The 18,530-nt window shown below is 69.2% G+C and carries 15 protein-coding genes; 12 read left to right on the top strand and 3 right to left on the bottom strand.

All coding sequences use genetic code 11. The annotated features are described in order from the left end of the window. The 8 genes from FHS02_RS02180 (at position 1) to FHS02_RS02145 (ending at position 6,447) form a co-directional block, all read left to right on the top strand. The gene (locus FHS02_RS02180) at positions 1–1,596 is read left to right on the top strand and encodes a hypothetical protein (RefSeq protein ID WP_137312595.1); all 1,596 of its coding nucleotides are present in this window, start codon (positions 1–3) and stop codon (positions 1,594–1,596) included. Further along, positions 1,584–2,285 (top strand): hypothetical protein, encoded by a 702-nt coding sequence (locus FHS02_RS02175; RefSeq protein ID WP_229422515.1) that lies wholly within the window; start codon positions 1,584–1,586, stop codon positions 2,283–2,285. Before FHS02_RS02180 ends, FHS02_RS02175 begins: the two co-directional genes overlap by 13 nt. After that, positions 2,282–2,758, top strand: a complete 477-nt coding sequence (locus tag FHS02_RS02170; RefSeq protein WP_137312594.1) for a hypothetical protein — start codon at positions 2,282–2,284, stop codon at positions 2,756–2,758. Before FHS02_RS02175 ends, FHS02_RS02170 begins: the two co-directional genes overlap by 4 nt. After that, complete coding sequence (locus FHS02_RS02165) at positions 2,748–3,470, top strand: hypothetical protein (protein WP_229422514.1); 723 nt, start codon at positions 2,748–2,750, stop codon at positions 3,468–3,470. The genes FHS02_RS02170 and FHS02_RS02165 overlap by 11 nt, the downstream gene beginning before the upstream one ends. A 70-nt stretch (positions 3,471–3,540) precedes the next feature. Beyond that, positions 3,541–4,254, top strand: coding sequence for a type II secretion system protein (locus tag FHS02_RS02160; protein WP_137312592.1), 714 nt, complete (start codon positions 3,541–3,543; stop codon positions 4,252–4,254). A 44-nt stretch (positions 4,255–4,298) separates the two neighbouring features. Beyond that, a complete protein-coding gene (locus tag FHS02_RS02155; protein WP_137312591.1) occupies positions 4,299–5,060 on the top strand; it encodes an ABC transporter permease subunit in 762 nt (253 codons plus the stop codon). Beyond that, positions 5,060–5,767 (top strand): hypothetical protein, encoded by a 708-nt coding sequence (locus tag FHS02_RS02150; RefSeq protein WP_175424702.1) that lies wholly within the window; start codon positions 5,060–5,062, stop codon positions 5,765–5,767. Before FHS02_RS02155 ends, FHS02_RS02150 begins: the two co-directional genes overlap by 1 nt. 53 nt (positions 5,768–5,820) lie before the next feature. Beyond that, positions 5,821–6,447 (top strand): prepilin-type N-terminal cleavage/methylation domain-containing protein, encoded by a 627-nt coding sequence (locus FHS02_RS02145; RefSeq protein ID WP_229422513.1) that lies wholly within the window; start codon positions 5,821–5,823, stop codon positions 6,445–6,447. 10 nt (positions 6,448–6,457) lie between these two features. Here FHS02_RS02145 and FHS02_RS31790 read toward each other — a convergent pair whose 3' ends face one another. Next, a complete protein-coding gene (locus FHS02_RS31790) occupies positions 6,458–6,586 on the bottom strand; it encodes a hypothetical protein (RefSeq protein ID WP_259772478.1) in 129 nt (42 codons plus the stop codon). Between the two features lie 311 nt (positions 6,587–6,897). On the opposite strand from FHS02_RS31790, the gene FHS02_RS02140 reads away from it, so the two are divergent. After that, positions 6,898–9,879, top strand: coding sequence for a DUF5801 repeats-in-toxin domain-containing protein (locus FHS02_RS02140; protein ID WP_137312590.1), 2,982 nt, complete (start codon positions 6,898–6,900; stop codon positions 9,877–9,879). A gap of 36 nt (positions 9,880–9,915) precedes the next feature. Here FHS02_RS02140 and FHS02_RS02135 read toward each other — a convergent pair whose 3' ends face one another. Beyond that, on the bottom strand, positions 9,916–10,824 hold the full coding sequence (locus FHS02_RS02135) for a helix-turn-helix transcriptional regulator (protein ID WP_137312589.1): 909 nt from the start codon (positions 10,822–10,824) through the stop codon (positions 9,916–9,918). Between the two features lie 408 nt (positions 10,825–11,232). On the opposite strand from FHS02_RS02135, the gene FHS02_RS02130 reads away from it, so the two are divergent. Then, positions 11,233–13,110, top strand: coding sequence for a rhamnogalacturonan lyase (locus tag FHS02_RS02130; RefSeq protein WP_137312588.1), 1,878 nt, complete (start codon positions 11,233–11,235; stop codon positions 13,108–13,110). A gap of 101 nt (positions 13,111–13,211) precedes the next feature. Beyond that, positions 13,212–14,171: a diacylglycerol/lipid kinase family protein gene (locus FHS02_RS02125; RefSeq protein ID WP_137312587.1), complete on the top strand. Its 960-nt coding sequence runs from the start codon at positions 13,212–13,214 to the stop codon at positions 14,169–14,171. A 180-nt stretch (positions 14,172–14,351) separates the two neighbouring features. Here FHS02_RS02125 and FHS02_RS02120 read toward each other — a convergent pair whose 3' ends face one another. Then, complete coding sequence (locus FHS02_RS02120; RefSeq protein ID WP_137312586.1) at positions 14,352–16,535, bottom strand: NHL repeat-containing protein; 2,184 nt, start codon at positions 16,533–16,535, stop codon at positions 14,352–14,354. A gap of 200 nt (positions 16,536–16,735) precedes the next feature. Between FHS02_RS02120 and FHS02_RS02115 the strand changes: the two genes are divergently transcribed. Next, the gene (locus FHS02_RS02115) at positions 16,736–18,361 is read left to right on the top strand and encodes a catalase (RefSeq protein ID WP_137312585.1); all 1,626 of its coding nucleotides are present in this window, start codon (positions 16,736–16,738) and stop codon (positions 18,359–18,361) included. Positions 18,362–18,530: the final 169 nt, after the last annotated feature.

The following is an 18,530-nucleotide window of genomic DNA, read 5'->3' as shown; positions in this document are numbered from 1 at the left end:
ATGTTGGCGAAACAGCTCTTCTATCTCACCAGCGACCAGCTGCACGCGTGGCAGTGGCAGCGCAACACGCTGTTCGGGCCGCACATCTTTCCCGCCACCCGGGCCGGCCTGAACGATTTCCTGGCCTACCTGGACCGGCACGGCAACCGGCCCGGCTACCTGCTGACCGACCTGATCGAGGAAGACTACACGCGGCTGCTGCTGCCGCACGTGCGCGGCCGCGGCGGACGCAAGCTGCGCGAGCGCCGCCTGGTCCAGCATTACCGCGACACGCCGTACCGCGCCACCCTCGTGCAGGGGCGCAGCGAAGAGGGCCGGCGCGACGACGAAGTGCTGTTCACGGCACTGACCAATCCCCTGCTGCTGACGCCGTGGGTGGATGCGATGGAGCTGATGCAGACGCCGCTGGCGGGCATCTACTCGTGCGCGATGCTGGGCCGCGATGTGCTGCAGCGGCTGGCGCTGCGCCACCGCCACGTGCTGCTGGTGAGCTGGCATACGGCCGGCCTGCGCCAGACGTATTTCCTGCGCGGCAACGTGAAGTTCTCGCGCCTCGTGCAGGCCACGCCGGAAGAGGCGCCGATCCACGCCGTGGCCCTGCAGACCGCCCGCACCCAGCAGTTCCTCGGCAGCGTGCGCCTGCTGGCGCGGGGCGACGTGCTGCACGTGCTGGTGCTGGCCGCGGCCGACCAGGTGGAACGCCTGGCGGCGGAATGCACCAGCACGGCCGAGACGATCTACCACATCGTGCCGCTCGACACCGCCGCCGCGGCGCTCCATGCGGGCACCGCCGCACCGGGCGCAACGCGGGAGAATGCGCCGGTGGCCGCACATGTGGCGGAACCCACGCTGCTGGCGATGGTGGCCCGCAATCCGCCGGCCAGCCACTACCCGACCGGCGCCGCCGGCAATTACTACCGGCTGCTGCAGGCCCGCCTGTCGCTGTACGCATCGAGCGCCGTGCTGGCCACCGCCGGCGTGGTCTGGTCGGTGCTGAACCTGGCCAGCTACACGCTGGCGCACGGCACTGCCGAGGCTTACCGTTCCGAGATCGCGCACTACCGCGCCAATTACGACCGCAGCATGTCCAGCATGCCGCCGGCGGCGGACAAGACGGCCAACATGCGCGCCGCGGTCTCGATCGACCGCATGGTGGCGAAACAGGGACCGTGGCCGGTGGCGATGATGCGCATGGTCAGCGGCGCGCTCGAGCAGTCGCCGCAGATCCGCGTCGTGCAGCTCGACTGGCGCGCCAACGTGCCCGGCGCCGCCAGCGGCCCGGCGCCGGGCGGCACGGCCGCCACGCCGGCGCTGGCGGCGCCCACGTCGTCGCTGGCGCTGGGAATTCCGAAGTCGCCGCCGCAGACGCTGCGCCTGGAAGCGGAGGTGCTGTCGGCGCGTAACGACTACCGCAGGGTGCTCGGCGAAATGAACGTGTTCGCGCAGCGGCTGGCGGGCATGCCGAACATGACGGTCGAGATCGTGCAGCTGCCGTTCGACATCCGGCCGACCCAGAAGCTGTCCGGCACCGTCGGCGCGCCCGCCGCCGGCCAGGAACAGAACAAATTCACCCTGGACATGACATGGACGCCATGACTCCCCGCGCCGCCGGCCGCCCCGGCGTCCTGCGCCTGCCGCTGCCCTACTGGGTGCGCGATTTTGCCCTGGTGCGTCCCGCCGTGCTGACCTTCGTCATTACCGCGGGCATCAGCGCCACCTGCGTGCTGGCCAGCTACCTCCAGCTCAAGCAGGCGCGCGAGGACGAGCAGCAGGCCCACGCGATGCGCGATGCCGCGCGCAAGCGCTTCCTGTACGCGGAATCGGAAAAGCAGGAGATCCGCGCCTACCAGCCGCTGTTCGTCGAATTGCAGCGCCGGCACTTCGTCGGCGCCGAAAGCCGCCTCGACTGGGTGGACGCGATCCGGCAGATCCAGGAGCGCCGCCGGCTGCTGCCGCTGACCTACGAGATCGAGGTACAGCAGCCCTACAAGCTCGAGGGCCGGCTCGCCACCGGCGACTACCAGTTGCGCGGCAGCCGGATGACCGTGCACATGGACCTGCTGCACGAAATGGACCTGTTCGGCTTCCTTGGCGACCTGCGCCAGCACGGCGTCTTCACGGTGCAGCACTGCGCGATCCGGCGCAGCGCCGGCACCACGGCCACCGCCGTCACGCCCGGGGCCGCGGCCGCCCCCGCGGCGGCGCTGACGTCGGACTGCACGCTGAACTGGCTGACGCTGATGCCCGGTGCGCGCGGTACCGGGAACACGGGGAGCGCGCGATGACGTTGCGCCTGCCTGCCCTCCTCGCCGCGTCGCTGCGCGCTGTGTCATCTGCCGTGCTGCCCCGGCTGCTGGCCGTCGCACTGGCTGGCGCGGTGGCGGCGCCGGCCGCGGCACAGTACGCCGAACCCGTGCTGGGCCGGCTGTTCACGGCGCCGGAAGAGCGCACCCGCATCGACCGCGACCGTGCCAGCGCGCCCATGAACCCCGTCGCGGCCGCTGAAATGGCCCCGCCGGCGCCGCCGCCGGTGGTCGAAGCGCCGCCGCCGCCCCCCGCGCCGGTACGGTTTACCGGCGTGGTGCGCCGCAGCGACGGCCGCGCCACCGTCTGGGTCAACGATGAACCGCGCGAAACCAGGCTGGAGAACTACCGGCCCGGCGGCGCGATCCCCGTCGACACGCCGGGCGGCCCCGTACTGGCCAAGCCCGGCCAGAGCATCGATCCGAACGATGGTGCGGCACGGGATGCGCGCTGATCCGCGCCGGCGCCAGCGCGGCGCGGCCCTGCTGATGCTGCTCGCCGTCGCCAGCGTGAGCTTCGCCGCGCTGCTGATTTCCGCCTTCGGCCGCAGCGACGTGGAACGCGTGCGGGAACGCCGCACGCAGGCCGTGCTGGCCCGGGCGGCCGATGCGCTGGTGGGCTTCGCCAGCACGCACGGACGCCTGCCGCGGCCGGCCGCTTCCGCCATCGACGGCCGCGAGCGCGACGAACCCTGCGCCGACGACGCCGACTGCAGCGGTTTCCTGCCGTGGGTGACGCTGGGTGTCGACGGCGCCGACAGCTGGGGCAAGCGGCTGCGCTACAGCGTCACGCCGGAATTCACGGCGACACCGGTACGGCGGCTGTCCGCCATCGCCACCAAGCGCGTGCTGACCCGCGACGGCGCCGGCAACCTGCGCTACGAAGGCGGACAGGACGACTGCCTGATCTATGCGCAATGCGTGCCTGCGGTGGTATTTTCGCAAGGCCGCAACAATCTCGGCACCAGCATTGCCGGCCTGCCGCAGGCCAATGCCGGCCGGGCCAACGCCGATGAAATCGCCAACGACGTTGCCAGCACGGCATTCATCCGGCGTGCCGCGACGACCGACCGGGCTTTCCCCGGCGGTCCGTTCGACGACCTGCTGGTCGCGGTGCCGCTGTATACGCTGTACGAGCGGATGGCGGCAGCGCGTACACTACCGTGACACGCAATCTGAAAGCCTGGTTTCACAGCCCGACCCTGACGGCCATCCGCGACATCCACACTTACCCGCCATGAGACATCCCGTACCCCTGCAACGCGGCTTTACCCTGGTCGAGATCGCCATCGTGCTGGTCGTCGTCGGCCTGCTGATCGGCGGGCTGCTCACCCCGCTGTCGACCCAGCTGGAACAGCGCCGCGTGGCCGATACCCAGCGCGCGATGGAGGAAGCGCGCGAGGCCCTGATCGGTTTCGCGGCGCTGAACGGCTACCTGCCCTGCCCGGCCGTCTCGGCCGCGAACGGACTGGAGGCCCGCGACGGCGACCGTTGTCTCGGCGAGCGCCGCGCCGGCTTCCTGCCGTGGGCCACGCTGGGCATGCCGAAGCTCGACAGCTGGGGCCACATCTTCCTGTACAGCGTGACGCCCGACTTCGCCGACAGCACGAACCGCTTCCGCCTGGCGACCCCGCGCGACATCACGGTGGCCACCCGCGATGCGGCGGGCAACCTGGTCGCGGCCACCGCGCCGAACGACATCCCGGCCGTGATCCTGTCCGTCGGCAGGAACGGCTACGGCGGCTTTTCCGACCTGGGCGTGCGCGCGGCCGACGCCGGCGCCGGCAATGTCGACGAGAAGGCCAACATGGCGCTGGCCGGTACCGCCTTCATTGCGCGCGGCGCCAGCGACAATCCGGCCCTGCCGGGCGGCACCTATGACGACCTGGTCGTATGGGTGTCCCCGAACATCCTGTTCAACCGCCTGATCGCCGCCGGCCGGCTGCCCTGAGCTCCATCCCGCGATCACCGCCATCCCATGATCACCGCCAGCCGATGAAGAGCGCCGTCCGGACGATCGCGGCCGCCACGCTGCAGGAAGCGCTGCGCAGCCGCCTGCTGTGGCTGCTGGCCGCGGTGGCGCTGGGCGCCGTCGGCGTGGCCGGCTTCCTGCAGGCCGTGGTGCCGGCGGAGGGGCACGCCACCAACACCGCGCTGCTGGCCGCGCTGCTGCGCCTGGCCGCCGCGGGCATCGTCGCCATCTTCGCGGTCACGGCCATCGTGCGCGAGTATGCCGACAAGCAGGTCGAGATGCTGCTCGCGCTGCCGTATCCGCGCGCGGCATGGCTGCTCGGCCGGCTGGCCGGCTGTGCCCTGCTGGCGCTGCTGCCGGCCGGCGTGGCCGGCGTCCTGGTCGCCGGCACGGCCCCGCCCGCGCAGGCGGCACTGTGGACCGTCTCGCTGCTGGGCGAGCTGTGGATCGTGGCCGCCTTTGCCGTGTTCTGCACGCTCACGCTGCAGCACGCGCTGCCGTCGCTGTGCGCCACGGCCGGCTTCTACGTGCTAGCGCGCAGCGTCACCGCGCTGCAGCTGGCCGGCCACGGCGCCACGCCCGATGCCGGCCAGCGCGTGATCGGCGCGGGCACCGACGCGATCGCGTTCGTGCTGCCCCGGCTCGACGCGTTCGCCCGCAGCGAGTGGCTGCTGTACGGCACCGGCACCGCGGCCGACCTGGGCTTCGTGGCCGGCCAGAGCGCCATCTACGTGACGCTGCTGGCCGGCGCCGCGCTGTTCGACCTGTACCGCAAGGAATTCTGATGCCGCGCCGCGCACCCGCCGGCATCGTCGCGCTGCTGCTGGCCGCGCTGGCCGCGCAGTGCGCACTGCACGCCATGGCACCGGCGCCGCGCGCGTCCGCACCGCTCGTGTCCACGCCGCCCGCGCCGCCGCCCACGCCAGTGCTGCGGCTGGCCAGCCTGGGCGACGGGCCGGCGGCGGCACGCCTCGTCATGCTGTATCTCCACGCGCTGGACGCCGGCGTGCCGCTGCGCGAACTCGACTACGGCCACGTGGCCGGCTGGCTCGAGGCGGCGCTGGCGCTCGATCCGCGCAGCCGGCAGCCGCTGGTGGCCGCCACCGGGGTCTATGGCGCGGTGGCCGACCCGGCGCGGGTGCGCATCATGCTCGATGTCGTCGAGCGGGGCTTCGCCGCCGATCCGGCGCGGCGCTGGCCGGACATGGCGCAGGCGGTGCTGGTGGCACGCCACCGGCTGCACGACATGGCGCTGGCGCGGCGCTATGCGCAGGCGCTCAGGCTGCGCGCACCGATGGCGCCGCCGTGGGCCCGGCAGCTCGAACTGTTCATCCTGGACGACATGGCTGAGCTCGACAGTGCGCGCGCCGTCGCCGGCGCGCTGCTGGCCGGCGGCACGATCACCGATCCGAATGAAATCGCTTTCCTGGAACGCCGCCTGCGCGAACTGGAGCGCGCCGCATCGCACGGCAGAACCGACCAGGTGCGTTAATCCCGCCGGGGCTGTAAGATGTGAACCACGCAAAGCATCAAGGAGTAACAATCTTGCAACCCTTCACTACATTGGGCGCCGACGCCCGCGTCTCCTCCCCCTCCTCCTCCCGCCGCCCCTCCAGCTTCCGTATCCGTGCCCAAGGCTTCACGCTGGTGGAAATCGCGATCGTGCTCGTCATCATCGGCCTGCTGCTGGGCGGCGTGCTGAAGGGCCAGAGCCTGATCGACAACGCCAAGGTGAAGAACGTGATCCAGCAGTCGACATCGCTGCAGGCGGCCGTCAACGCCTACCAGGACAAGTTCCGCGCCCTGCCGGGCGACGATGCGCAGGCCACCGCGCACGTGCCGGGCACCAGCGGCAACGGCAACGGCGACGGCCAGATCGCCGAATACCAGCTGGCGCCGCAGCACCTCGCGCTGGGCGGCTTCATTACCGGTTCGTTCAACGGCAGCACCGACTTCATGACGAGCGCGCACGGCGGCGCCGTGTACGTCTTCAACGACGTGGTGGCCGGCCGCGGCGGCAACGGCATCCGCTTCGACAACCTGCCCGACAGCTTCGCCGAACAGATCGATGCCAAGCTCGACGACGGCAAGCCCGATACCGGTGCCGTACGGGCGACCGGCCCCTACACGAACAACGGTTCGATCGTGACGCGGACCGCCGTGTTCTTCTGAGCGATCGGGGCTAGGCCGCGCGTAAGGCCGGCTGTTCGATAAGGCGGCGCACGTGGTGCGCCGCGTCCCCCAGCGTCAGCCCGATGGCCGCCAGCCGCTTGCACCAGTGCGCGGCCGGCAGCGCGTCGGCGACGCCCATGCCGCCGCGCGGCTGCCCGGCTTACTGCCCGGCTTACTGCCCGACTTACTGCCCGGCTTACTGGCCGATGAAGCGCGCCGCCTGGCCGCCCCGCCCAGGTTCATGCTGTCTCCTCTCGATGTGGCAGCGTGGCGTGATCGCCCGGCCTTTGCATGGTACCGCAGCGCGACCCGGGCCGGCCGCGCCGCGCCGCCAGCCGGCCCGGCTCACGCAAATGCGTGATTCGCAACGCACGCCATCCGCCTATCGTGTTTTTGGCGCCGCGCCCCGCGTGCGCCAGTACATGAGACCAATAGGCAAAGGAGTCCATCATGGGTACCCTCAATGTCACTTACGGCAGCGGCGTCACGCTCGACGAGACGATCGGCCTGCAAAACCTGTTCGCCACGCCCGCACCCGCCGGCGATGCCGACGATAACGACATCCTCGCTGGCGCCCTGCCGCTGGCGTTCAGGAACCGGCTGACTGCCGAGAGCGCGCCGGTCACGCCGATCAATGCCGCCCTCAGTGGTTACAACGGCACCAACAGCGGCAGCAATGCGTTCACCTTTGCCGTGCCGAACGCCACCGGCATGGGCTTCACCGACAGCCTGGGCAATGCGCTGGACGGCGATGCCAGCGGCCTGTTCAGGACCGCCGACAATGCCGCCATCACGCTGTGGACCGACGAGGTCGACAACAACATCGTGTACGGCAAGGCAAACGGCGTCATCGTGTTCGCGGCATACCTGGAAGAGACCGGCATACCCGTCTCCGGCGCGAAGATCTGGATGGTGCAATATGAGGCGATCCGGCATCCCACCACCGACCCGGACGAGTCGGTGAACCTGCTCGGCAACGTGTTCGTGACCGTCGACAAGCAGGTCGAATTCTCGCTGGCCAATGCTCCTTCGGGCCAGAACCTGTTTCTGACGCTGGGCGACGCCACCGCCGCGATCGTAGTGACCGGCGCCAGGCCGGCCAACCAGTCGACCGGCGCCAGCATCACCACCGGCGACACCGTCAACACCAGCCAGGGTGGCGGATCGACCACGATCGGCAACAAGAACCAGATGGTGGACCCCGGCGAAGGCATGATCTTCACGTTCGTGACCGGCGCCAATCCAGGGCTGACGATTCCCAACCTGAGTCACGGCGAAGCCGTGCTGGAAAGTAATATCCAGTTTACCGGCATGCTCGACGCACAGGCGGCGTCGCTCGAAATCGTACAGATGCAACAGGGGAAGGTCGGAACAATCCAGCTGATCGCCTACAGTACCGGGGTCCATAGCGGCAACGACTACATCGACCACCTGACCAGCAACGTGGCGGTGCCGATCGACAATGTGGTGGTACGCAACAAGGCCGGCACGATCATCGAAAATTCGGACGGCAGCGTCAACACGGCCGGGCTGGCCATCACCTTCAGCGGTGGCGTGGCCACGGTGACCGGCGTGCGCGCCGGCTACACGATCGATTACCACACGATGGGCGAACACAACCGCGTGCAGGCAAACAATGTCGGCACGGGCGCCACCGGCGCCAGCTTCGACATCGGCGGCTTCACGCTGCTGCAGGTAGCCAGCGATACCGCCGAGGTCGGCTCACGCATGCGCTTCGAGGACGCCGGCCCCCGCATCGGCGCCACGGTGGCGCTCGACGCCACCATCCTGAACACCCAGGACGCGCAAACCATCGGCGCTGCTACCGACAGCGACACCCAGGCCTTCGCGTCGGCATTCCAGTTTGCCGGCGGCTATGACAGCGATGGGGCGGGCACGACCACATTGACTTACGCGCTGGCCGTGAGCGCCGCCGGCGTGAACTCCGGCCTGAAGAGTGGCGGCGCCGACATCTACCTGCATGCGATCGGCGGCAAGGTGGTCGGCTCGACCTCGGCAGTGGCCGCCGCGGTCCTGCCGTCCAACACGGTATTCGACCTGGCCACGACTGCGGGCGCCGCCGTGACCCTGCAGCAGTACAGCCGCATCGACCACGCGCTGCCGGGCGTCGGCAGCGACTTCGCCGCGCAGGAAGCGATCCTCGCCAATGGCCTGGTCAGCCTGGAGGCCACCGCGCAGATCACCGACCGCGACGGCGATGTCGCCACGTCCATTGCCAGCCTCGACCTGGGTGGCAATGTGCGCTTCGACGACGATGGCCCGCATGCGTTCGTTCCGGCGCCGATAGCGCTGGTCAATTCCGGCAGCGCGGAAGCCTCGGCGGCGATGAATGCCGCCGCCAGTACCGGCGCCGATGTCCTTGGCATCGCCCGGTTCATCGACATCGTCGCGGCGGACGACTACCTGTATGCCGTCGGCGGCACCTCCCCGCTGACGTCCGGCGGCGAGAACATCGTCCTGTCCGGCTACGGCACCACGCTGCTGACGGCCAGCACGGCATCGGGCGGCACGGTATTTACCGCCTCGCTCGATAACGTCACCGACCAGTACACGATCCGCTTCGCGCGGGCCATCGACGACGGCAGCGGCGTCAGTTTCCTTGGCGCGGCGCCGGTCAAATCCGGCAACCCGACCTACAACCTGATCGACGACGTCGGCAGCAGCACGCTCGACCTGCTGTTCTCGGGCGGCGACACGGCACACGGCGTGCCGACCGCGCACAGCGTCAATGTCAGCACCAATGGCGCCGGGGTCGACAACCAGAGCATGAATGCCTCGGGCACGCTGGGCGAAACGCTGCGCATCGACTTCGCGACCGGGGCGGCGCTGTCCGGCTCGCCCGAAGGCAGCGATTTCAACCAGGGCACGCACCAGACCGTCAATGGCTATTCCTTCCTGCTGACGCAAAACACGCCGAGCGGGACCACCGCCACCACCTACCTGCAGGTGTTCGACGCCGACGACGACAAGGTGCTGGTCAACGATGCCGGCGACGTGCCCGACACGATCACCCGGGTGAGCGTGGACGGCGTGACGATCTATGACGGCACGTTCCATAGCGCGACCATCAACGGCAGCCTGGTCTCGGGCATGCTGTACAACGGCGGCATCGTGCTGACGGGCCTGAGCGAAGGCGCGACCGGCGACGGCACCGGCGGCGACGATCCGCTCATCAAGGTCAGCACGGCGACCGGTTTCAACCGCGTGGAAGTGTCCAACTTCGCCGGCCAGACGGTCGATGGAGTACTTCTGGGCGGTAACGGATTCGACCTGGCGCCGGCCGGCGTGGACCAGGCGATCGCCGGCACCGCGTTTGCATTCGCGCTGCCGATCCAGGTCACCGACTACGACCAGGATTTCGGGCCGGTCGAAACCATCGCCGTCAGCGTTACCCCGCTGCCGCTGGGGTAGACGGCTGCCGGCGCGGCAAGCGCGCCCCGGGGAACCCTAGCGCAGCTGTGCCGGCAATTCCGATTTTCGATGAATGTCGAGCTTGGAGTACACATGGGCAAGATGGGTTCGCACGGTATTGCTGGTGACACCCAGCAGGGCGGCGATTTCGCCGTGCGTGCGGCCCTGCGCGTAGTAGCGTGCCGCCACGCACTCCGCCGGCGTCAGCAGGTCGACCGGCGTGCGCTCGACGCCACGGCACAGGAAGGCCTCCGCGGGGCCATTGGCGAGCGACCAGTGGGCAATCCTCCCGTCGTGGCGCCCAAGGCGGCGCAGGCTGTCCAGTGCCGCCGGCGGCAGCCTGCCGGCCTGCCAGCCGGGCCATTCGCGCCCCGCCATGCGCTCGAATGCGCCATCGGCGGCCTCGACGATACCTTCCGGACTGACCAGCGCGAAGGCTGCCCTGGCGCACCCGGCCGCCTGCGCGGCCAGGTAGCGCTGCTGGTGGATGCGCTGGCAGCGCAGCACATGGGGCCAGGCAGCCGCCAGGTAATCGGCCGCCGCCGCCGAAAACGCCCGGCGGCCGCGCCGTGCGACCAGCAGCCAGTGCACGGGGCACTGCACGGGCTCCGCTGAACCGATCAGCAGCAGATGGCGCACGCGATGGCGCAGCGCATAGCCGAGCAGCCGGCCGGGATCGAAGAACAGTTGCAGCCGCGCTGGGCTGCAGATGACGGGCGCCGGCAGATTCAGGTGGAAACTGCTGGACAGCGCGCCGCAATCGGCAACGGGCCCGCCGCGGCACGCTGTCCGGCGGTCCTGCGCGGCCCCGCAGCCAAATGCCGCGATATCGAAACGGACCGTTTTTCCGATCACGCCGAGGCAGGCGTCCGGGTAGTCGGCGCAGGCCGAGTGCTCGGCCAGTTCATACATCTCGAGCATCATCGAGGAAAAATGCTGAAGCATTGACTGGCCGCCGTTGCGTTGGGTGACGCGGACTGCTGCACGAATGCGCCCTTTCACGATAGCAGCATTTCCGGCGATTGCCAGCAAACCGGCCGGCGGTCCACCCGCTCATCTTGATGACTGCTTGGCCTGGCTCGATTGACACGCTATCCGGCTGTCCCGATACTCGATTCCCACTCGAGGCTGCATGGCGGCCGCACGGCGCACCGCGCCGCGCGCCGCCGGCATGCCATGGGCAAACCCTGCGCCTACCCGGCGCACGGGGCGTGACGGCCGGCCACGGCAGCACCCACGGCCTCGGCGCAAGGAGACGCGCCGGCGATGCACAGCACCCCGCCACGGATACGAGACGATCCGCACGGCGCGTTCCACCACCGCTCTTTCGCCAACCATAACAATGGGGAACCAATGAACCGACCCTTCGCACCGATCGCCAGACCCACGCTGATCAGGCCGATCGCACCGATCGCCCTGCTGTCGCTTGCCCTGCTGCAGCCGGCCTTTGCCGACCAGGGCAGGAAGCTTGAAAAGCTCGATCGCGGCGCCGTCGCCATCGGCACCGGCACCGGCAGCAATGTGTTCGTCAGCTGGCGCGTGCTCGGCACCGACGACCCGGAGACCCGCTTCAACCTCTACCGCGACGACGTGAAGCTCAATGCCGAACCGCTGGAGGTGAGCAATTTCACCGACACGGCGGGCAGCAGCGGCGCGCGCTACCTGATCCGGCCGGTCGTCAAGGGCAAGGAAAAGAAGGGCCAGGAAGAGTACGCGCTGGCCACGTGGAGCGAACCGGTCCTGCGCATTCCATTGCAGCAGCCCGAAGGTGGCGTGACGCCCGCCGGCGCCTACACCTACGAGATGAACGACGGCACCACGGCCGACCTGGACGGCGACGGCAAGTACGAACTGGTCGTCAAGTGGCAGCCCACCAACGCCAAGGACAATTCGCAGAGCGGCCACACGGGCAACACGTACATCGACGCCTACCGGCTGGACGGCACGCGCCTGTGGCGCATCGACCTGGGCCGCAACATCCGCGCCGGCGCCCACTACACGACGATGGTCGTGTATGACCTGGACGGCAACGGCAAGGCCGAGGTGATGGTGAAGACGGCCGACGGCACCGTCGACGGCCGGGGCACCGTGATCGGCGACCCTGCCGCGGACTACCGCAACAGCGCCGGCTATGTACTCACCGGCCCGGAATTCCTCACCGTGTTCGACGGGCGCAGCGGCAAGGCGCTGGCCACCACCGACTACCTGCCGGCACGCGGCACCGTCAGCTCGTGGGGCGACAACTACGGCAACCGTGTCGACCGCTTCCTGGGCGGCGTCGCCTACCTCGACGGCACGCGCCCCAGCGCGATCTTCTCGCGCGGCTACTACACGCGCGCCGTGATCGCCGCCTGGGACTATCGCGACGGCCAGCTGACCAGCCGCTGGGTATTCGATACCAACAACGAAGGCGCCGAAGCGCGCGGCCAGGGCGCGCACTGGTTCTCGGTGGCCGACGTGAACGAGGACGGCAGGGACGACATCATCTATGGCGCGGCCACGATCGGCAGCGACGGCCACCTGATGTACAGCACCGGCCTGTGCCACGGCGACGCGCTGCACGTCGGCAAGTTCGACCCGGCCCGCCCGGGCCAGCAGATCTACATGGTCCACGAGAGCCCGTCGTGCTACAAGGGCAATGGCGCCAGCTTCCATGACGCCGCCACCGGTGCCCTGCTGTGGGGCGCGCCGGCCACGGTCGACGTCGGCCGCGGCGTGTGCTACGACATCGATCCGGCCTATCCGGGCGCCGAGTGCTGGGCATCGCGCGGCGGCCTGTTCAACGTGAGCGGCCAGCAGATCTCGACCAACCGGCCGGGCAGCATGAACTTCGCCAGCTGGTGGGACGGCGACCTGCTGCGCGAATCGCTGGACGGCACCACCATCTCGAAATGGAATCCGGCCACGTTCGCCTTTGAAAACCTGCTCGCCGGCGCTGCCTACAACGCGGCGTCGAACAACGGCACCAAGGCCACGCCGGTGCTGTCGGCCGACATCCTGGGCGACTGGCGCGAGGAAGTGGTGTGGCGCACCGCCGACAACAGCGAACTGCTGGTGTTTTCCACGACGATTCCAACCGCCCACCGCATCCCCACGCTGATGCACGACGCGCAGTACCGGGTGCAGGTGGCAGGCCAGAACGCCGGCTACAACCAGCCGCCGCACACCAGCTTCTACCTGGGCGAAGGCGCGACCCCGCCGGTGCCGGGCACGGTGCAGGTAGCCGAGTAACGGCAACCCGGGCCGGGGTGCCCGCCCGGCCCGGTGCGCGGCTGCCACGCTCAGCCGTTCGTGCGCGCATGGCGGCCCGCCCGGTGTTACAGTTGGTCACCATGACCGACACCACGCTCCCTCCCGATGCCCCGCTGTACATCGTCCTCAACGCCGGTTCAGGCGCATCCGAAAAGGAAGAGCGCCGCGCCGCCATCGAAGAAGTGCTGACGGCGGCGGGCAGGCGTTTCTTCCTGCACCTGGTCGAAGACAGCGACAAGCTCGATGAAGCGGCCATCGCCCACGCCGGCCAGGCCTGCGCCAACGGCGGCATCCTGGTGGCGGCGGGCGGCGACGGCACGATCAATGCCGTGGCGCGCCAGGCCGTCAAGCATGGCTGCCCGTTCGGGGCGCTGCCGCAGGGCACCTTCAATTATTTCGGCCGCACCCACGGCATTTCCGAAGACCTGTCCGAAGCCGTGCACGGGCTGCTGGCGGCCAGGATCCGGCCGGTGCAGATCGGTTCCGTGAACGGCCGCATCTTCCTCGTCAACGCCAGCATCGGGCTGTATCCGAAGCTGCTCGAAGAGCGCGAGCACGACAAGAAGCAGTACGGCCGCAGCCGCGTCGTGGCCTTCCTCTCCGCGCTGAAAACGCTGTTCCAGCCTCACCGCCGCCTGCGCCTGACGCTGGAGGCGGAAGACCGCACGCTGCACCTGCGCACCCACACCCTGTTCGTGGGAAACAACCGCCTGCAGATGAAACAGGTCGGACTGACCGAGCAGGCGCCGGAGGTCGCGGACGGCGAACTGGCCGCCGTGGCGCCGAAACCGGCTGGCAAGCTCGGCATGCTGGGCATCGTGCTGAACGGCGTGCTGGGCCGGCTGGGCGATACGGGCGACGTCGTCACGTTCGGCTTCCGCCGCATGACCGTGCGCACGCCGTTCTATGGCCGCCGGCGCATCAAGGCGGCCGTCGACGGCGAAGTGCTGACGCTGTCCACGCCGCTGCACTTCGAGGCGCTGGACGGCAGGCTGCGGCTGCTGGTGCCGCCGGCATCGCGCCCGGAAGCCTCGCCCTGAAAATGGGGACCTACCGCTTCGGCGGGCCGCCCAGTTTTCGAGCAATGTTTGCAGCCCCTGGTGTCGGACACCCGTGGGTGTCGGACACCGGTTCTCGGTAGCGCTCCTGCGGTGTCACCGGACAAGACCGGTGTCTGACACCATTTCCGGTAAAGCATCCGGAAATAGTGTCAGACACCACTATTCGACGGTGATAGGCAAGTCCCGCCCCTCGGTTGCCACGTTGCCGGCGAAATCCGCGGCGAAGATGCGCAGCGTGTAGTTGCCCGGTGCGATGCCGGACACGTCCCACGTGCCCGGGTTCACCTGCCCGTCCGCCAGCGTGTTGTTCAGCGCATAGGCGAACTGGGTCGATTTGCTGCCGTGGACCGTAATCCCGCTGCTGGCGGCATACACCACCTTGACGGCGTCCTGGTTGCGCGGCAGCCGGTCGTAGACCTGCGTGATCCGCGGCTGCCCGTAGCCCGGCGCGGGCGTGCCGTCTTCCATCAGCAGCTGGTAACCCAGTTTGTAGAGCCCGAGGCGGCGCCGCGCCAGGTTGCCGTCCATCTGGTCCCAGGCGTCGACGACGATGTCCACCTCGCCCACCGCGCGCGGCACCGTCACGCGCCGCGCCGGCGGCGGCGCCTTCGATTTCCGGTCCCGCCTGATGCGCGGCGCGCCGAGCCGCTTGCCGCCGTCGGCCAGCAGCACGATGCCCTGGATGCGCGGCGCCACGGTGTCGCGCAGGCCGACGAACGGCAGCGTCAGCGGATTTTCCACGCCGCCGGTCGGAAAGTAATCGAGGTGCACGTGCGCCATGCTGTTGATGGTGCCCAGCGTGTCGCCCACCGCGAAGCGCATGCCGCGCCGTACGCGCATCCGTTCCGGATTGCCGCGCCCGCCGGCCACCACCATGAAGCGTTCGTCGAGCGCCTTGTCGCGCCGGTCGCGCCCGACCTTCATATGGATGTACGACAGGGAGCCAACGCTCATGCCTTCGCTGAGTGTGGCGTAGCCCCAGTTCGGGTACGGGTCCGTCACCTTGGCGGCGGCCACGGCCACCACCTGCGCGCCCACGTCGGCCCGCACGTCGAGCCCCATATGGAAGTGGTCGCGGCTGTCGCCTTCGTAATTGCCGCGCACCTCGCCCATCACGCCGACCACCTCGTGCGGCGCATCCTGCGGCAGCACCGGCCACGGCATCGGCTGTTCGCGCCGGGGCGCCTGCGCGCGCACGCGACGCGGCGCGGTTTCGCCGTCCACCGGCGGCGCCAGGCGCACCACCGTGTAGCCGAGGCCCTCCGCCACGACCACGGTGCCATCGCGCGCCACGGCCACGCCGCGCGGGCTGGACAGCTGCACGGTACCGTCGCTGCCGTAACCCGGTTCGGCCGGCCGGTCGAAGTCGGCCAGCGGCTGGAAGGCGCCTTCCGGCGCGACCTGCAGCACACGGCCGGAACCTGTGGTGACGTACAAGTAGCCGTCGCGCGTGACGGCGATGCCCGCGGGCCGCCGCAGCGGCGAGCGCCGCTCGCCTTCCGCCGGCGCCGCCACGGTTGACACGGTACCGGCCGCATCGATGCGCCGCACCGCATGGCTGCCCGTATCGGCCACGTACAGCGCGCCGTCGCCGGCCACGGCGATACCGCTCGGGGTGTCGAACAGCGCCGATGCCGCCGGGCCATCCTGTACACCGGGGCGGCCGGCGCCGGCCACCGTCGTTACCGTGCCGTCCGGCGCGATCCGGCGGATGCGGTCGTTGTACGTGTCGGCGACGTAGACCACGCCCGCATCGTCCACGGCGATGCCCACCGGGCCGTTGAAGCGCGCGTCCTTGCCACTGCCATCGGCGAAGCCCGGCTGGCCATTGCCGGCCAGCGTCGTCACGCTACCGTCCGGGGCCACCCGGCGGATCGCATGGTTGCCCGTGTCGGCCACGTACAGGTTGCCCTGGTGATCGAGCGCCAGCGCGGAAGGCGTGTGGAACATCGCCGCCGCGCCCTTGCCGTCCGCATAACCTTCGCGGCCGCCGGCCAGCGTGGCCACCGTGCCGTCCGGCGCGATCGTGCGGATGCGGTTGTTGTCGCCGCCGTCGGCCACATAGACCGTGCCGCGCGAACCGATCGCCACGCCGAACGGGTCGCCGAACGCGCTGCGCGCCGCGGGCCCGTCGGTGAAGCCGGCCGCGCCGGTACCGCCCAGCGTCGTCACGCGCGCGGTCCAGAAACGTTCGGTGCGGGCCTGGGCCGGTGTCAGCACCGCCACTGCCGCGGCCGGCTTTGCATCGGGGCCCGATGCTTGACCGAGGGTTTGATACAGGGCGCCGGCACCGGCCAGCAGGATGGCGCCGGACAGCGCGCCAACGATGAGTTTTCGATTCACGATGCGGTTCTTCATTGCGGGAAACCCAAGCTTAGCAGGAACGCCAGCCGGCGCACCACAGCGGTGGGGTCAATCGCCCCGGACCAGGGGTGAACTCGCCGATGTGGCGAGAACGTCGGGCCATGCCGCGCGCCGGGGCGCGGGGACGCCGACTAGAATGTGTCCGCCCCAAAGGAATCATTCATACTGAAAGGAACGCCATGAGCAACAAGCCAGCTTCAGAGGAAACCGGCGGCGAGCGTCCCGTGCTCACCACCCGCCAGGGCCATCCCGTGCGCGACAACCAGGCGCTGCGTTCGGTCGGCGAACGCGGGCCGGCAACGCTGGAAAATTACCAGTTCATCGAAAAGATCACCCACTTCGACCGCGAGCGGATCCCCGAACGGGTCGTGCATGCGCGCGGCACCGGTGCCCACGGCTACTTCGAAGCCTACGGCAAGATCGGCACCGACCCGGCCAGCAAGTACACCCGCGCCCGCGTGCTGAACGAGACCGGCGTGCGCACCCCCGTCTTCGTCCGCTTCTCGACCGTCATCGGCAGCAAGGATTCGCCGGAAACGGCGCGCGACCCGCGCGGCTTTGCCGTCAAGCTGAAAACCGTCGACGGCAACTGGGACCTGGTCGGCAACAACCTGAAGATCTTCTTCATCCGCGACGCCATCAAGTTCCCGGACATGATCCACGCGTTCAAGCCGGACCCCGTCACCAACCGCCAGGAGCCGTGGCGCTTCTACGATTTCGTGTCGAACTCGCCGGAAGCGCTGCACATGGTGACGTGGGTGAAGAGCCCGTGGGGCATCCCCGCCAACTACCGCGAGATGGAAGGCTCGGGCGTCAACACCTATAAACTGGTGAACGACCAGGGCGTGGCGCACCTCGTGAAATTCCACTGGCAGCCGAAGCAGGGCGTACGCAACCTCACCGCCGCGCAGGCAGCCGAGATCCAGGCGCACGAGGTGGGCCATGCCACGAAGGACCTGTACGAGGCGATCGAACGCGGCGATTTCCCCGAGTGGGAATTCTGCGTGCAGGTCATGAGCGACGACGATCACCCTGAACTCGACTTCGACCCGCTGGACGACACCAAGCGCTGGCCGGAAGACCAGTTCCCGCTGCTGCCGGTGGGCCGTATGGTACTGGACCGGAACCCCGACAACTTCTTCGCCGAAACCGAGCAGTCGGCCTTCGGCACCGGCGTGCTGGTGGACGGCATCGATTTTTCCGACGACAAGATGCTGCAGGGCCGCACCCTGTCCTATTCGGATACGCAGCGCTACCGGGTCGGCCCGAACTACCTGCAGTTGCCCATCAATGCGCCGCAGGAAGGCGCCCGTGCGCGGACCAACCAGCGCGACGGCCAGATGGCGTACTTCGTCGACGACGGCGGCGCCAACAAGCACATCAACTATGAGCCGAGCAGCCTGGGCGGCCTGCAGGAAGCGCCCAAGCCCGCGAAGGAATATCGCCAGTGGGTCGAAGGTCACCTGGGCCGCTACCAGACCAGCCGCACGCTGGACGACTATCGCCAGGCGGGCGACCGCTGGCGCACCTTCGAGGACTGGGAACGCGACGAACTCGTGAAGAACCTGGGCGACGACCTGCGCCAGTGCCCGGAACAGATCGCGCTGCGCATGGTATGGCACTTCTGGCACTGCGACGAGGACTACGGCCGCCGCGTGGCCGAAGCGGCCGGCATCGACCTGGCGCAAGCCCGCGCCCTCGCGCCGCTGCCCGGCAAGCCGGCGCCCAACCAGCACCGGCCGGTGCCGACCTATACGGATGGCGCGGCGGAAGAAGGCACGCGCGAGGCCGCACCCGCGAAGTGATCGTCCCAAAACCGGTGACAGACACCAGTTTTTCTGGAATATCCGTTGCAAGAAAACCGGTGTCTGTCACCGGTTTTTCTGGAACACCCGTTGCAAAAAAACTGGTGTCTGTCACCGGTTTTTCTGGAACATCCGTTGCAAAAAAACCGGTGTCTGTCACCGGTTTTTC

The sequence above is a fragment of the Pseudoduganella umbonata genome (assembly GCF_014192225.1).
Lineage (GTDB): Bacteria > Pseudomonadota > Gammaproteobacteria > Burkholderiales > Burkholderiaceae_D > Rugamonas > Rugamonas umbonata.
The sequence above is the reverse complement of the archived record's forward strand: the minus strand, read 5'-3'. Positions and strand labels throughout refer to the sequence as shown.

What these genes read in the sequence shown, in the direction of transcription:
- FHS02_RS02180 (WP_137312595.1), top strand. Translation starts at nt 1, where the DNA reads ATGTTGGCGAAACAGCTCTTCTATCTCACCAGCGACCAGCTGCACGCG.
- FHS02_RS02175 (WP_229422515.1), top strand. Translation starts at nt 1,584, where the DNA reads ATGGACGCCATGACTCCCCGCGCCGCCGGCCGCCCCGGCGTCCTGCGC.
- FHS02_RS02170 (WP_137312594.1), top strand. Translation starts at nt 2,282, where the DNA reads ATGACGTTGCGCCTGCCTGCCCTCCTCGCCGCGTCGCTGCGCGCTGTG.
- FHS02_RS02165 (WP_229422514.1), top strand. Translation starts at nt 2,748, where the DNA reads ATGCGCGCTGATCCGCGCCGGCGCCAGCGCGGCGCGGCCCTGCTGATG.
- FHS02_RS02160 (WP_137312592.1), top strand. Translation starts at nt 3,541, where the DNA reads ATGAGACATCCCGTACCCCTGCAACGCGGCTTTACCCTGGTCGAGATC.
- FHS02_RS02155 (WP_137312591.1), top strand. Translation starts at nt 4,299, where the DNA reads ATGAAGAGCGCCGTCCGGACGATCGCGGCCGCCACGCTGCAGGAAGCG.
- FHS02_RS02150 (WP_175424702.1), top strand. Translation starts at nt 5,060, where the DNA reads ATGCCGCGCCGCGCACCCGCCGGCATCGTCGCGCTGCTGCTGGCCGCG.
- FHS02_RS31790 (WP_259772478.1), bottom strand. Translation starts at nt 6,586, where the DNA reads ATGGGCGTCGCCGACGCGCTGCCGGCCGCGCACTGGTGCAAGCGGCTG.
- FHS02_RS02140 (WP_137312590.1), top strand. Translation starts at nt 6,898, where the DNA reads ATGGGTACCCTCAATGTCACTTACGGCAGCGGCGTCACGCTCGACGAG.
- FHS02_RS02135 (WP_137312589.1), bottom strand. Translation starts at nt 10,824, where the DNA reads ATGCTTCAGCATTTTTCCTCGATGATGCTCGAGATGTATGAACTGGCC.
- FHS02_RS02130 (WP_137312588.1), top strand. Translation starts at nt 11,233, where the DNA reads ATGAACCGACCCTTCGCACCGATCGCCAGACCCACGCTGATCAGGCCG.
- FHS02_RS02125 (WP_137312587.1), top strand. Translation starts at nt 13,212, where the DNA reads ATGACCGACACCACGCTCCCTCCCGATGCCCCGCTGTACATCGTCCTC.
- FHS02_RS02115 (WP_137312585.1), top strand. Translation starts at nt 16,736, where the DNA reads ATGAGCAACAAGCCAGCTTCAGAGGAAACCGGCGGCGAGCGTCCCGTG.